The organism is Mycobacterium hubeiense (assembly GCF_002838065.1).
Lineage (GTDB): Bacteria > Actinomycetota > Actinomycetes > Mycobacteriales > Mycobacteriaceae > Mycobacterium > Mycobacterium hubeiense.
In genome coordinates, this window is sequence record NZ_PIZU01000045.1 from 1 (window position 1) to 13,925 (window position 13,925).

A 13,925-nucleotide genomic window follows, 5' to 3' on the forward strand; every position below is an offset into this window, starting at 1 on the left:
CTCGGCATAACCACGACCTCGGGATAATTCGAATTATGCCGACCACGGCATAACAGCAAGGAGCGGCGCCTGGATCCGCAAATAACGGTCGGACTGCTCACCGACGCCAGCGGCCTACCGCTCAACGTCGCGGCGTTCGAGGGCAACCGGGCCGAGACCGCCACGATGGTGCCGGTAATCAACGAGTTCAAGGCCGCTCACCAGCTGTCCGATGTCACCGTGGTCGCCGATGCCGGGATGATCTCCGAAGCCAACCCGGTCGCGTTGCACGCAGCGAAATTGACCTACATCCTCGGCGCCCGGATTCCGTTCTTACCTGACGTGGTGCGTGAATGGCGCGACAAGCATGCCGATGAGGCGATCCCCGACGGGCTGGTACTCACCCAGCCATGGCCGTCGACGAGCAGCGAGTAAGCACGCGGTATCCCGGATCGGGTGATCCACTACCAGTACCGACACGACAGGGCGCGAAAGACGTTGCGGGGCATCGATGAGCAGGTGGCCAAGGCCCAACGCGCGGTTGACGGGCACGCCCCGGTCAAACGCAACCGCTACATCCAGCTCACCGGCGCCACCAAGAGCGTGAACCGCACGTTGGAGGCCAAGACCCGCGCCCTGGCCGGCTGGAAGGGCTACACCACCAACCTGGTCGATCAGCCCGCGTCGTTCGTCATCGACGCCTATCACCAGTTGTGGCGCATCGAGAAGGCCTTCCGGATGTCCAAGCACGACCTACAGGCCCGCCCGATCTATCACCGCACCCGTGACTCGATCGAAGCGCACCTGACGGTCGTGTTCGCCGCCATGGCGGTCTCGCACTGGATCGAGCACCAAACCGGCTGGAGCATCAAGACCCAACTCGGGACGATGTGCACTAATTTGGCCCAACTCGGGACCGGCCAGATTTTCTGCGTGTCCATTACATCTGTGAAAAGAACGGGTTCGACTGGCCGATTTGCCTTTAGTGCGGGAACACGTATGCCTGTGTAGCTGACCCTGACGCGTTGGTGCTGGACCCGAACGTGACCGAGTAGCCGATGGTGCGAACGTTCAAGCCGGACTTACTAGCCGGATCCGGCGGGCTCGTCACCGTCATCACGGTCGAGGAGGACGGAATCGAAAGGGGCCTCAACGCGTGGCCGTCCAACGACACGGACACTCGCAAATACAACCGGCAGGAGGACGACGATGGGTAAGCGACTCGAGCAGGCGCTGGCCGAACAAGACGAGATCGAGGCCGCTGCGGCTGACCACGCGGACCAGCCCATCCCGCCGCATGTGAAAGTGAGCAGGCCGAACCGGGCGCTCAGCAGGGTGTTGCAGGTGCGGCTTGACCCCGATGAGTTCGAGGCGATCGAGCGGATCGCCGCAGAGCGCGGATTGCCGGCGTCGACGGTTGCGCGCGAGCGGCTGCTGGCCATGATCGCCGAGGACCAGGCAGACGACCTGGATGTAGCGGCGCAGGTGGCGGCGGCTGCGGATCGGATCAAGGAGTTGGTCGCGCGGGGTGTACGCACTTAGTAGTTTGCAGGTCGCCCCGATGGGTCATCATGACGAGGTGAACCTCATTCCCACGCCCAAGGCGAAGATCAGCGACGCCGACATCGCCGATGTACTGGGCCGCGCCGTGCAGATCATCGATCCACTCCTCGACATCTTGGCCGAAACCGATCCGCTGGGGCTGAAACATCGCACCCGACACCTCGGCGACGGCGACGGCGCCGTCGACAAGATTCAGGACACGCTGGCGCGGGTGCTCAACATCGCCGACGTGCCGGGGACGTCGGCGTGGGACGGCATGGATCTCGATGCCCGCGTCAACTGGTGGGTGCGACGCGTCGGGGCGTTGAACAACGTTGCCGTCGCCTTCCCCGGATTTCTCGGCGTCATCGCCGACCGGCTACCGATCCAGGATCTGCTCGGGTTCGCCAACCAGGCCATCGTGTTGTGCGCCGTGGCGCGCGAACACGGCGTCACCGACCGCCAAGCGCAGGTCCGCCTGCTGGCGTCGGTGTTGTGCCACCGCGAGCTGCCGCCGAGCACGGTGCCAGACGACACCGACGAGGAGCTGATCCAGTTCTCCGCGACGCCGGCCGGCGTCGTCCGCGCGCTCTGGAGTTTGGCGGGTCTGCTGAACGCCATCAGAGACGAACTCGCCCGGCGCCCGCATCCCCGCGCCGTCTTCCGGGTGTTGGGCATGCTGCCGGCGGTCGGCGCCGTCGTCGACTACTTCGGCGAATTCGGCGCCCTGCAGCGCGCCGCGGAAGCCGGCCGGCAGTGGATCGGGCAGCATTCGACGCAATGAACGAACGCAATTCCCGTGTCGCCGCCGCTCTGCAGAATCTCGGTATCGAGCCCGCAATCCGAATCCTCGACGAGGACGCCAAGACCGCCGTCGCGGCGGCGCGCCAGCTGGGGTGCGAGGTCGGCGCCATCGCCAACAGCCTGGTGTTCGCCTGCGACGGCGAGCCGCTGCTGGTGATGGCCAGCGGCGCCAGCCGAGTGGACACCGACCTGCTCGCCGCGTCCCTCCGTGCCGGCGAGATATCGAAGGCCACACCGCAACTGGTACGCACCGCGACCGGTCAGGCGATCGGGGGAGTGGCGCCGACCGGTCATCCCCGCAGACTGCGCACCCTCGTCGATGAGACACTGTCGCGCTATCCGGTGATCTGGACCGCCGCCGGCACCGCCGACTCGGTGATGCCGCTGACCTGACCGGAAAATGCGTAACTGATGTGCCTGGTGGTGCTGGTGAGGCGAATTTTCACGCCTACGAGGCGTCCCCTGAAGGAAAAGTAGAGCTACGAGCAATTGCTGACCATCACCGAGGGCACTGCGATGCGGGTGCGATGACTTTCTGCCCGCACTCGGGTCAACACTGAAGACGAACACCATCGGAAGGAGCATCGCAATGGCTAGCGAGTCAGTCACAACGTCAGCCAAGCCGCCAGTGGTCGACCAGCAGACGTGGCGCGCCGCCCTCGACGAGCTGCGGCGGCGGGAGAAGGCCGCAACGCGCGAACTGGACGCGATCGCCGCCGCCCGCCGCCGGTTGCCCATGGTGGAGCTGCCGGACTACACGCTGATCGGCGCCGAGGGCCCCATTCGCCTGGTCGACATCTTCAAGGGACGGTCGCAGCTCATCACCTACCACCACATGTGGACCGACGGCGCGGAGTGGCATTGCGGCGGTTGCACGGGATTCACGTCGCAGTTCACCCGGCTGGAGTTCCTCGACAACTATGACGCCCGCTTCGTCATCGTCACCAACGGACCGATCGAGGAGGCGCTGGCCTACCGCGACAAAGTGGGCAACAAGATGGAGTGGTACTCGTCGTCGCAGAGCAGCTTCGGCGCCGACGTCGACGCGCCCCCCGGCGGCGGCTTCGCGGTCAACGTGTTCCTGCGCGACGGTGAAAAGGTTTACCGGACATGGCATACCAACGGCCGCGGGACCGAACAGCTCAGCCACACCTTCGCGCTGATCGACATCCTGCCGTACGGCCGTCAGGAGGAATGGCAGGACTCTCCTGAGGGGTGGCCCAAGCGACCGACCTATTCGGGCTGGCTGGACAGTCCCGATATCGCACGGTTCTACGGGAAAGGCAACGCATGACCGACCGTGAATGTTTTGTCGTCACACGCACCATCGACGCCACGCCGGCGGAGGTCTTCGCCGTGCTGGCCGACCCGACGCGGCACAAGGACACCGAGCCCGGCGACTGGGTGCGCGACGCGGTCGATACCGAGCCCATCACGGGGACGGGGCAGATATTCGCGGTCAACATGTTTCTCGAGTTCGCCGGCGGGCATTACGTCATGCACAACCTGGTCAACGTTTTCGAGAAGGACCGCGCGATCGGCTGGCTGCCGGGACAGCTCGACGACGCGGGCAACCACGACCCCGGCGGCTGGAGCTGGCGCTACGACCTCGCCCCCAACGGTGACGGCACCGAGGTGACGCTCACCTACGACTGGACGGGCACACCGCAGAGCTTCCGCGACGAAATCGGTGGCATGCCGCCATTCCCGGAGCAGTTCCTCGTGGAATCGCTTGAAGCGCTGGCGCGTTCGGTCAAGTAGGCACGAGGCACGCGCCGCGAGTCAGCCTCGCGTCAGCTCCGCATACCTTGCGACGTGGTAGTCGGTCGACCCGTATTCGTACTGCATCGCAGTCAGCCGCTTGAAGTAGTGGCCGATCGCGAGCTCCTCCGTCATCCCCATGCCGCCGTGCAGCTGCACCGCGTTCTGCCCGACGAACCTCGCCGCCCGCCCGAAGGTCGCCTTTGCCGCCGACGCCGCACGGGCCCGCACTGACGGCTCCGACGACAGATTCAGCACCGCTAGATACACCGCGGCGACCGCCTGCTCGACCTCCATGTGCATATCGACCATCCGATGCTGCAGCACCTGGAAGGTGCCGATCGGTTGCCCGAACTGCTGACGTTGCTTGCAGTACTCGACGGTGTCGGCCAACACCTTTCGCATACACCCCACGGCCTCGGCGCACACTGCTGCGGCGCCTTCGTCACGCGCCTGCGCGATCGACGGCCACGCCTGACCCTCCTCGCCCAATAACGCATCGCCGGGCAGCCGCACGTCGTCGAACTCGATGTCGGCAGCGCGCTTGTCGTCGATGGTCCGGTAGTTGTGCGCGACGATGCCGGGGTGCCCCGCATCAAGCAGGAACAGCGAGATTCCCGACGACGTGCGTGCGGTGACCAACAATTGTGTCGCCAGCGGGGCGCTCATCACGACGATCTTCGAACCCCGCACCACCCATTCGCCGCCGTCGAGGTGCGCGGTCGTCGACACGTCCTGCCAGTGGTCTCCGGACCCGGGCTCGGCCGCGGCCAATGCCACGATCGCCGTGCCCGCGACGACCTTCTCCAGCAGCGCTGATGCGCCTGCGCGGTGCAGCAGACCGGCCGCAACCACCGCGCAGTCCACATACGGTTCGACCACCAGCGCATGCCCCAGCGCCTCGGCGATCACCATCATTTCCACTGGGCCGCCGCCGATTCCGCCCACTTCTTCGGGCAGGGTGGCGCCGAGGATACCGAGCTCGTCGGCGAACGCCCGCCAGATGTCGGGCTGCCAGCCGGCGCCGGTCTTGGCGGCGGCCCGGCTCTTCTCCAGGTCGTAGCGGGTCGACAAGAACTTGGTGAGCCCGTCGCGCAGCAGCTCTTGTTCCTTGGTCAGGGTGAAGTCCATCTATAGCCCCAATTCCGCCTTGGCCAGGATATTTCGCTGAATCTCGTTGCTACCGGCGTAGATTGAGCCAGCTCTGTCGTTGAAGTACCGCAGTGGCGCGACCGCCTGCCAGGGTTCGCCGCTGACGTAACCGTCGGCCGGCGGCTCGAAATCGGCGATCGGTCCGCCGGGGCGGGTGGCATGCGGTTGGTACACGCGACCCCGCGGCCCGGCCGCCTCCATCGCCAGTTCGGTGAGCGTTTGACTCAGTTCGGTGCCGAGGATCTTGAGCATCGACGACGCCGTTCCGGGGTTGCCGCCCCCGGCCACCGCGGCCAGCACCCGGTACTCGAGGATCTCGAGCACCTCGGTGCGGATTCGCGCGTCGGCGAGCTTGCGCCCGAACGCCGGATCGTCAAGCAGCACACCGCCCGCCGGGCCAGGTGCCTCGGCAGATACCGAAGCAATCTGTTCGGCCATCACCTGCAGCGCGGGCGCGACCGCGCCTCCGCCTCGCTCGAACTCCAGCAGATACTTCGCGACGGTCCAACCGTCGTCGATTCGGCCGACCACGTTGGTCTTCGGCACGCGCACCCCGTCGAAGAACACCTGGTTCTGGATCTCCTCGCCGGAGGTCATCACCAGCGGGCGGATCTCGATGCCCGGTGACGTCATGTCGATGAGTACGAACGTGATGCCCTGCTGCTTCTTGCCCGTCCGTGACGTGCGGACCAGTGCGAACATCCAATTCGCTTCACGCGCATGCGTTGTCCAGATCTTGCTGCCGGTGCAGACGAGGTCGTCTCCGTCGTCGACGGCGGCCATCGACAGCGCCGCCAGGTCCGATCCCGCCTCGGGTTCGGAGTAACCCTGACAGAAGAACACTTCGCCGGTGAGGATGCGCGGCAGGAAGTAGTCCTTTTGCGCGTCGGTGCCGAACGCGATCAGCGCGTGCGCGACCATCCGAATTCCCATGGGCGACAACGAAGGCGCCCCCGCCAACGTCGACTCCCTGCTGAAGATGTAGTGCTGGGTCAGGCTCCAGTCGCAGCCGCCGTACTCCACCGGCCACGCGGGGGCCGCCCACCCGCGCTCGTGCAGGATCCGCTGCCACTTCATGCTCGCGTCGTGATCGGCGTAGACGCTGGTCATCAATCGGCCGGCCTGCCGCAGCTCCGGCGTCAGCTTCTCGTCGAGAAACTCGCGCACCTCGTCGCGGAATGCGAGGTCGCTCGCCGACCAGTCCAGATCCATGGCCTCCCCTGCCTGCCGTTCGGTACAGACATAGTAAACCTAGTTACTCAACTCGACAAAGCTGCCGGGCCCCAGCGCGGTCGTCGCTAGTCGGCGACGTTGGTGCGCAGGGATTCTCGCGCCAGAAACTGTCGGAATACACCAGCGAGGTGTCGCTGACGATCGCTGGGAGCAGCAGTTCCCAGGTCTGGGCCACTCGGTCCCGAAGGGACCCGCCGGCGGTTCTGGAGATCAGCTCCGTGCCCAGCAGCGCACCGATGACCGTGTCGGTGACGCCCTGCGGATCGAGGTCCGGGCGCAGGTCACCTTCGGCGCAGGCTTGCGCGAGGCCGGCGGCGAACAACGTCCGCCACTCGTTTACGGTGCGCCGCGCCGCCTCATTGAACTCGACGAACACCCGGACAAGCTGCGTGGCGACCCGCGCGAACGTGTCGGTGCTCAACTGTTCGGCCACCAGGAAGACACCGTGGATGATGCCCTCGAGCGCCGGTCCGGGTGATTCATTGATGCTGCGGAACGAAGCGAGCAGGTTGGCGGCGCCTGCGTCGATGATCGCCGACGCGAGGGACTCCTTGGAGTCGAAGTGGTAGTAGAACGCTCCCTTGGTCAGTTCGGCGCGTTCCAGGATGTTGCCCAATCCCGCAGCTGGATAACCGATTTCGTCGAACAGATCCACAGCGGAATCGATGAGGCGTTGCCGGGTTACCTCGGAACGGGCTTGGGGCACCGAGTACCTCCCGAAGGTCCGTCACGTCGAATCAGGCGTACGTGCTCGGCGATCATAGAACACCGGCCTGCAGGGGCGTGACGTTCTTGATCGTCAGTGCGGTGCGCCGACCGATGAACTCGGTGAGGTAGTCGAGCCGGTCGGGTTGGCGAACCCCGGCAACGTGAGCAGCCAGCAGTTCTCGAGGTCGGTGAGGAAGCGTTCGGGCGCTGCGAAGTCACTGGTTTGGCGTAACCCGAGATAGAGCGAAACAAGTACTCTGGCAATGTTTTCGGGAGTACGGGCAGCTACGACGTCACCGTCGCTGACCGCGCGCCTGGCGATGTCGGCGAAGCCCGTCACCCACTCACCGAGCACACGGTCCGAGAGCCCGTCGGAGCGCCCGATCGATCCGAGCAGATTCAGGCCGGCGCGAGCCATCGCCTCGCCGATGTCGGCGGTCGCGATGACGTACGAGATATCGATGAGTGTCTCCATGCCGGAGAGTTGCCGGCCGAGCAGGTCGGCGACCGCAGTCTGGCCGATCGCCGCGCGCTGTTCGACGACGGCCGTGGCCAGGGCCCGCTTCGACCGGAAGTGAAAATACATGGCGCCCTTGGTGACTTCGGCGTCGGCGAGGATATCGTCGAGGCTCACGTCGCTGTAGGGCTTGTGGGCGAATTGGCGCGAGGCGGCCCGCAGGATCTGCAGTCGCGTGGCGTCGGCGCGTCGATCGATTTGTTCGGTCACAGGCCGAGGCCGCCTCGCACGTTTCTCAAGAACATATTTCTTTCATTCCAGGACGGCTAAAATACCAAAAGTATCTCCGCCGCTCGGGAACATTCCAAAAGTATGTAAAATCCCGTGCAAAAATAACGTTTAGTTCAAGCTCCAGGAAGGGAGCGAAGCTTGGAGGCTGTTGCCAAAGTCCGCACTGGCAAAAACCCCCGAAGCGGACCGTGGCAACGCCGCGATTATTACGCGGACCGCGGGTGCACCCGATGACGTGGGACGACGAAGTCGATGTGCTCTGCGTGGGATCAGGACTGGGCGGGTTGGCGGGCGCCGTCGCGGCGGACGACGCCGGACTCGACGTGTTGGTCGCCCAACCGAGCGCACCAAGTGAGGGTGTGCCGTCGCTCGGCGCCGGCGTGACGGACTCTGACACGCTGGACTACTTCGCGGCAGTGACCGGCGATGCGCAGCCACCCTCCGCGGCGATGTGGAATGCGGATCCGCCGTTGCGGGTCGTCGATGCCTTACCGCCGGACAAGCCGAGGGCAGCCGTCGCGCCGTTTCTCGGTGCGCGGCTGCGGGATTGGGCTAGCTGCTGCTTGGCGTCGCCGTACGGATTCCTGCACACCCGCGTCTCGAACCGCGGCACGACGATGCGCACCCGCGACGGTGAGATTGTCGAAGTGGCAGCCGTCGGTTCGTTGCCGCCCGACACCGACGCCGTCACCGCGTCGGAACTGGGGGACTGGCTGATTGCACAGGCGCGCGACCGCGACGTCGAGGTGTTCGACGAGAGCCCGCTGCAGCGCATCGTGTTCGAAGAAGGTGACGTCGTCGGCGCCGTCCTCGCGACCCCGGACGGCCCCTACGCGGTTCGGACGCACCATGGGGTCATCGTGACGACGTCGGATCGCGAGACGGATGGCACCGCGATGAGAACCGGGTTGGCGGGGCAGGGCATCGTTGAAGTTTGCCTGGTCAATAAGCCCGCAAGCCGGTTCGGCCGCGTCGAGCTCGTCGTCGCCGGTGAGCCCGTGCCGCCCGCTCACACGCTCGGCGTCGCCGAGAAATGCACCGGGATGCGTCCCTCGGCCAGCAGCGACTCCATCTGATCGCCGGGCATCGGGCGCGACAGCAGAAACCCCTGTGCTCGGAAACACCCGTGGCGCAACAACGTCGTCGCCGCGGCCTCCGTTTCGACGCCCTCGGCGACCAGCTGCAGACCGAACGCCTCGGCCAGGGCGATGATCGCGCGCACGATGGCCAGATCGCCCGGATTCTCCCCGAGTTCGCGCACGAAACCCTTGTCGATCTTGAGGGTGTCGACGGGCAGGGATTTGAGATGCGACAGCACGCTGTATCCGGTGCCGAAGTCGTCGATGGCCAGCTGCACGCCCGCCGCCTTCAGGCCCGCAAGCGTGAAGCGGGTTGTCTTGATGTCCTGGACCACAACGCTTTCGGTGATCTCCAGGCACACCGAATCACGCTGCAGACCGAATTCGTCGATGATGCCTGCAACCGATTCGACGAAGCCGTCGCTGACCAACTGCACCGGCGAGACGTTGATGCGCAGCACCGTGTCGAGGCCCACCCCTTTGGCCCGCCACCGGGCGAACTGCGCGCAGGCGGCCCGCATCACCCACCGACCCAATTCGCCGGTGAGATTGATGGATTCGGCCACCCCGATGAACGCGTCGGGGGAGAGCAGCCCCCGGGTGGGGTGCTGCCAGCGGACCAGGGCCTCGGTGGCCAGAATGGCGCCGGTACGCATATCGACCTCGGGCTGGTAGTGCAGTACCAGCGAGCCGTTCTCGATCACGCTTTGCAGATGCAGCTCGATGTCGTTGCGGAATTCGCTCTTCAGTGACATGTCGTCGGTGAAGACGGCAACCTCGTTGCCACCGGCATTCTTCGCGGTGAGCACGGCCTGATCGGCGCGGCGTAGCAGATCCGACGTGGTGTCGCGGCCGGGAATTCCCAGCGCCACCCCGATGCTGACGGTGCGGGTCAGCATCTCGCCCTCGATCGGCACCCGCTCCCGCAGCGCCGACTGCAACCGGTACGCCAACGCCTCAGCGGCTTCGGTGTCCAGCGGCTCGGCGGGCACGACGACGAATTCGTCACCACCGAGCCGGGCGATCATGCTCGGCGCCTCCGACCACTCCCGCAGTCGGTCGGCCAGGGCGCGGATGAACCAGTCACCGGCGGTGTGGCCGAGGTAGTCGTTGATGGTCTTGAGGCGGTCGAGGTCGAAGAACAGCGCCGAGACCGGTCCCGGCTGGCCGGGCGCAAGACGGGCCGACAGGTGTGCGACCAGGGCACGACGGTTGTAGAGCCCGGTCAGGTCGTCGTGATCGGCCAGGAACCGCAGCTGCTCTTCGGCGGCGACGCGGGCCTGCACCTGCGCGAACAAGGAGGCGATGGCCTTGAGGGCGTTGAGCTCGTCGGGCAGCCATTCGCGATCGCCGTACTTGACGAATCCGAGCACCCCGGTCGTGACGTCGCCCGACACCAGCGGAACGGCGGCCACCGTGCTCGCGGAGATGCCGCTGGCTTTCTCGATCAGCTGCCGGAACTCGTCGGTGGCGGGCTCCGGGCGGAACACGTGAATCTCCTTCGCGTGTTCGGCCAGCGCGAACACCGGATCGGCGTCGGCGAAGTACACGACGCCGATCGGGTCCGGGTCGGGAACGTTGGCCCGCACCGGCCACTCCGCAATCAGCTTCGACGCGCGAATGTTGTGGTCGTTGTAGCGCAGGAAGCTGAAGTCGAGTTCGAAATGGTCGACGAGATCGGCCAGCACCTTCTGACTCACCTGGGGTGAGGTGGCCGCGTCGGCGGCCATCAGTTGGGTCGCGACCGCGGTGACGACCAGATCCAAGTTACTTGGCACGAACTTCTTTCATTCGGCGCCGACTGCGCACCGATGCCGGCGGGGCTGTGCAGAACTTAAGCATTATCACCTGTGACTCATCTTCCCGGGTGCCGGCCAGCTCCCGGAAGGTGTGCCGAAGCCGCTGCAGAGACGGCGCGAACGGGGCCGACAGCTTGCGCAGTTCCTGCTGGTCGTGGGCATAGAGGAAAAGCGGCGACACTGGTTGGACGGCGAGCCCGTGCTGCTGCGCGATGATCCAGACCGCCTCCATCGCCGACCCGCCGCGGGCGTAGTCCACCAGCCGCTGGCCTTCGACCGTCACCACGGCCAGCGCGGAACTCGCGCCCACCCGTTTGCGGGTGTGCTCGCCCAGGGCCGTGCCGGTGTTCCACTGCGCGAGGTGGGCCATGACGTCGGCCCGACGGAGGATGTCGAGGGTGGCCAGGTCGCCGCTGTCGAGTTCGAGGCTGCGGACGTCGATGCCCGAATCCGCGTCGGGATCACCCGGCCAGCGCAGTTCGGCGATCATCTCCGCGTGCAGGTGCGGCGTCAGATAGCGCATGCGGTCCGTGGCCGCGAGAATGTCGGCCGCCGCGTCGATTTCGTCGCGCTCCGACAGAAGGTGCAGCCGAGCACCCTCCTGCTGGGCGGCGCGGTGCAGCAGGTCGACGGTGTCGGCGTCGACGGTTCCCGGCGTCCCGGGGCGGCGGTTTGTCTCCCGGCGCAGCATCGGCTCGTACAAGCGGGCTAGGTCGGGCTCATGCCCCTCGGCCAGCCGGATCACTGCGCGCAGCGGAAACTCCCCGTCGCCGTCGCTGAACTCGACGGAGCCCACGCGATGACAGGCCGCCGCGGCCACTTTCGCGTTGTAGGTGGCCGCGCCCACCGCCACCGCGCTGGCACGGAAACCGATGTCGAGTGTCGACGTGTGTTGCGGTGAGACGGCGATGGTGACCGAATCCTGTTGTGCCTCAAGACGCCAGGGCTGTGCGTTGCCTGCCGACGGGGCGCGCACGGCGGCCGCCGTCACCCGCTCGACGACATCATCGCTGGCCGGGTCGGCCAGCGAGTCGCTGGGCGCCGATTGATCGTTGACGTTCGGTGCCATCGGTTCGGTGAGGTTGTCGAGATCCGAGGAAACGTCGATGCGGACGCGCCCGGACGGAAGGTCCTCGTCCATCCCGATTTTGCGGATGGCTGCCGCGATCGCGGCTGCGCCGAGCGTGACGTCGCCCGCCAACTGCGGCCAGGTCGACAGCGTCTGCCCGACCTCGACCAACGATGCCGCACCGCGCGAGGAGAGCTTGGCTGCATCGAGGATGCGCAGCACGTAGGGAACCTTGTCGCGGCTGTCCAAGCTCAGCAGGGTGGCGGTGTCGACATCGCCGAGCAGCCCGTGCAGGATGGGCCGTTGCGGCTCGCGGTCGAAGCGCTCGATGTCCACCAGGCCGCGGTCGGAGCTGGCCATGAGCACCGGGATTCCCTTGGCGCGCGCGGCTTCCCGGACGATGACCTTCATATCGCGCGAATCGCACTCCTCGACGACGATGTCCAGGCCGTCGAGGAATCCGTCGATGCTGTTTTGCGTCACACCCGAGGTGCATACCCGCACAGGCAGATAGGGATCGAGTTCGGCGATCCGCCGTGCGGCGAGTGTCGCCTTGTTCACTCCGAGGTCGAGCACGCCCGCGGGGACCCGGTTCAGGTTCGTCAACTCCAGGTGATCGAAATCGGCCAACCGCAGTTCACCGCACAGGCCTTCGGCGGCAATGGTGTGCGCGACCACGTGACCCACACTGAGGCCGACCACCCCGATCTTCAGCGTGCCGAAATGCTCCTGCTCGTCCGCGGTGATCATATTGGCGTTGCGGTCCAACCGGACTCGCCGAAAAGCGTGTGGATCCAATAGCGCGACGACGGCGCGTCGCCACGGGTAATACGCCCAGTGCGTGGGTCCGGTGGTGGTGTCGATCTCGAGGCTGGGCCTTAACCGGCGGGCACATTCGGCTTGTTGCTGCCACTGGTCGACGAACTCGATGCGGGGATCGGCTTCCAGTTCAGCCAGCATGCGGCGGTCCCGCGGATTGGACATGTCGAGAATGCGTGCGCCGCAGTGCTCCCACGTCACGCCATGATGGGCAGATGCCGGCTCGGCGTCCCGGGACGTCAGCGCCTCCGTCAACTGCGCGGTTTCGGCGAGCATCTTCGACAACTGTTGTGGTTCCGCATGGTTCGCGAAGGTGCTGCGGTCCCACCACATCACTTTTGTCCGGTACCGCTCGTCGGGGTAGGGGGTGGCGGGGATGGAAGCGGCCACCACCCCACCCGACGACTTCCAGCGGTCGAGCACGTGGCCGGCCGACGTGGCCAACAGGAACTGCACATTCAGCAACGACATCGTCGGCAACGCGGTGCGGGCGAATGCTCTGGTGAGGGCGGCGCGGTCGCAGTCCGCATCGTCGGTCACCCACGCGGTTTTCATCTCGACGACGCCGAACGGCAGCCGATCGGTGATCATCTTGCGGACCGCTGGCAGGGCGGGATGGCCTGCCCATTCGATCACCGCATGCGATTCGTCGGCGCAGGTGTATGGACCTTTGGCGCGGACGCCGCCGACCACCCGCCCGGTCGCGTCGAGAGCCGTGTAGAACAGCGCCGTCCCGTCGGCCTCCAGAATCTCGGCCATGTCGAGCGCGCGTTCCACGCCGTGTTTGCGGTACGTGCGCCGAGCACCGTCGACATATTCGGCCCACAGGTCCGGTTCGTCGGATGGTCGAGCCACCACGATCGTGGCGCCGCTATCGGAATCCCGCCACCGGATGGCAGCGTCGAGGCTGAAATCGCCGCCGGCGGTCGTGCTCAATTGTGCGAGTTGCATTGCCGTCCCTCCATAAGGCCGTCGGCGAAACCTGGCTGTTGTGTCGACCGCCGGCATCCGCAGTCCGTGGTGTGCGAATATGCAGAAATAAGTATCCTGCCGCCGGTCCGTTTAATTCCAGCTAGCGAAGCAAACTTGTCCAGGATTGCGTTTGGTGGATAAAGGCCGAACACGGCGGGCAAACAAAAAGTCGTCAAATTGGCAATCGCGACGCAGAAAGTTTTTGCTGGTCATCTATCTGGCGAGGGGGTTCTGGCGAACTCTTGTGACGCTGTGGTGAA

General features: G+C 65.8%; 12 protein-coding genes and 2 pseudogenes. 8 read left to right on the forward strand and 6 right to left on the reverse strand.

From position 1 onward, the window contains the following. Positions 1-54: 54 nt before the first annotated feature. From CWS39_RS24095 to CWS39_RS24120, 7 genes and pseudogenes are all read left to right on the forward strand, one after another. Positions 55-852, forward strand: a pseudogene (locus tag CWS39_RS24095) (IS1634 family transposase); the annotation flags it as partial. Positions 853-1,037: 185 nt separating this feature from the next. Next, on the forward strand, positions 1,038-1,196 hold the full coding sequence (locus CWS39_RS28955) for a hypothetical protein (RefSeq protein ID WP_158240391.1): 159 nt from the start codon (positions 1,038-1,040) through the stop codon (positions 1,194-1,196). Beyond that, a complete protein-coding gene (locus CWS39_RS24100) occupies positions 1,189-1,521 on the forward strand; it encodes a CopG family transcriptional regulator (RefSeq protein WP_233213666.1) in 333 nt (110 codons plus the stop codon). Before CWS39_RS28955 ends, CWS39_RS24100 begins: the two co-directional genes overlap by 8 nt. Before the next feature lie 37 nt (positions 1,522-1,558). After that, positions 1,559-2,305, forward strand: a complete 747-nt coding sequence (locus CWS39_RS24105; RefSeq protein WP_102145448.1) for a hypothetical protein — start codon at positions 1,559-1,561, stop codon at positions 2,303-2,305. After that, positions 2,302-2,718 carry a YbaK/EbsC family protein gene (locus tag CWS39_RS24110; protein WP_102145423.1) on the forward strand — a complete coding sequence of 139 codons (417 nt, stop codon included), beginning with the start codon at positions 2,302-2,304 and terminating at the stop codon, positions 2,716-2,718. Before CWS39_RS24105 ends, CWS39_RS24110 begins: the two co-directional genes overlap by 4 nt. A 196-nt stretch (positions 2,719-2,914) precedes the next feature. Then, a complete protein-coding gene (locus tag CWS39_RS24115; protein WP_102145424.1) occupies positions 2,915-3,619 on the forward strand; it encodes a DUF899 domain-containing protein in 705 nt (234 codons plus the stop codon). Then, positions 3,616-4,086, forward strand: coding sequence for an SRPBCC family protein (locus tag CWS39_RS24120; protein WP_102145425.1), 471 nt, complete (start codon positions 3,616-3,618; stop codon positions 4,084-4,086). The genes CWS39_RS24115 and CWS39_RS24120 overlap by 4 nt, the downstream gene beginning before the upstream one ends. 21 nt (positions 4,087-4,107) lie before the next feature. Here CWS39_RS24120 and CWS39_RS24125 read toward each other — a convergent pair whose 3' ends face one another. The 4 genes and pseudogenes from CWS39_RS24125 to CWS39_RS24140 form a co-directional block, all read right to left on the reverse strand. Beyond that, a complete protein-coding gene (locus CWS39_RS24125; RefSeq protein ID WP_102145426.1) occupies positions 4,108-5,217 on the reverse strand; it encodes an acyl-CoA dehydrogenase family protein in 1,110 nt (369 codons plus the stop codon). Beyond that, positions 5,218-6,450 carry an acyl-CoA dehydrogenase family protein gene (locus CWS39_RS24130; RefSeq protein ID WP_102145427.1) on the reverse strand — a complete coding sequence of 411 codons (1,233 nt, stop codon included), beginning with the start codon at positions 6,448-6,450 and terminating at the stop codon, positions 5,218-5,220. 43 nt (positions 6,451-6,493) lie between these two features. Further along, positions 6,494-7,177, reverse strand: coding sequence for a TetR/AcrR family transcriptional regulator (locus CWS39_RS24135; RefSeq protein ID WP_233213667.1), 684 nt, complete (start codon positions 7,175-7,177; stop codon positions 6,494-6,496). Between the two features lie 52 nt (positions 7,178-7,229). After that, positions 7,230-7,906, reverse strand: a pseudogene (locus CWS39_RS24140) (TetR family transcriptional regulator). Positions 7,907-8,157: 251 nt separating this feature from the next. On the opposite strand from CWS39_RS24140, the gene CWS39_RS24145 reads away from it, so the two are divergent. Next, entirely contained in the window at positions 8,158-9,003 is an 846-nt protein-coding gene (locus CWS39_RS24145) for an FAD-binding protein (RefSeq protein WP_102145428.1), read from the forward strand. Here CWS39_RS24145 and CWS39_RS24150 read toward each other — a convergent pair. Together CWS39_RS24150 and CWS39_RS24155 are read right to left on the reverse strand one after the other, a co-directional pair. Further along, the gene (locus CWS39_RS24150; protein WP_102145429.1) at positions 8,937-10,784 is read right to left on the reverse strand and encodes a putative bifunctional diguanylate cyclase/phosphodiesterase; all 1,848 of its coding nucleotides are present in this window, start codon (positions 10,782-10,784) and stop codon (positions 8,937-8,939) included. The genes CWS39_RS24145 and CWS39_RS24150 overlap by 67 nt on opposite strands. Continuing rightward, entirely contained in the window at positions 10,774-12,894 is a 2,121-nt protein-coding gene (locus tag CWS39_RS24155; RefSeq protein ID WP_255413048.1) for an Rv1355c family protein, read from the reverse strand. The genes CWS39_RS24150 and CWS39_RS24155 overlap by 11 nt, the downstream gene beginning before the upstream one ends. Positions 12,895-13,925: the final 1,031 nt, after the last annotated feature.

Excerpts from the sequence above, each read along its gene's own strand:
- CWS39_RS28955 (WP_158240391.1), top strand. The coding sequence starts at position 1,038 with ATGGTGCGAACGTTCAAGCCGGACTTACTAGCCGGATCCGGCGGGCTC.
- CWS39_RS24100 (WP_233213666.1), top strand. The coding sequence starts at position 1,189 with ATGGGTAAGCGACTCGAGCAGGCGCTGGCCGAACAAGACGAGATCGAG.
- CWS39_RS24110 (WP_102145423.1), top strand. The coding sequence starts at position 2,302 with ATGAACGAACGCAATTCCCGTGTCGCCGCCGCTCTGCAGAATCTCGGT.
- CWS39_RS24115 (WP_102145424.1), top strand. The coding sequence starts at position 2,915 with ATGGCTAGCGAGTCAGTCACAACGTCAGCCAAGCCGCCAGTGGTCGAC.
- CWS39_RS24120 (WP_102145425.1), top strand. The coding sequence starts at position 3,616 with ATGACCGACCGTGAATGTTTTGTCGTCACACGCACCATCGACGCCACG.
- CWS39_RS24125 (WP_102145426.1), bottom strand. The coding sequence starts at position 5,217 with ATGGACTTCACCCTGACCAAGGAACAAGAGCTGCTGCGCGACGGGCTC.
- CWS39_RS24130 (WP_102145427.1), bottom strand. The coding sequence starts at position 6,450 with ATGGATCTGGACTGGTCGGCGAGCGACCTCGCATTCCGCGACGAGGTG.
- CWS39_RS24145 (WP_102145428.1), top strand. The coding sequence starts at position 8,158 with ATGACGTGGGACGACGAAGTCGATGTGCTCTGCGTGGGATCAGGACTG.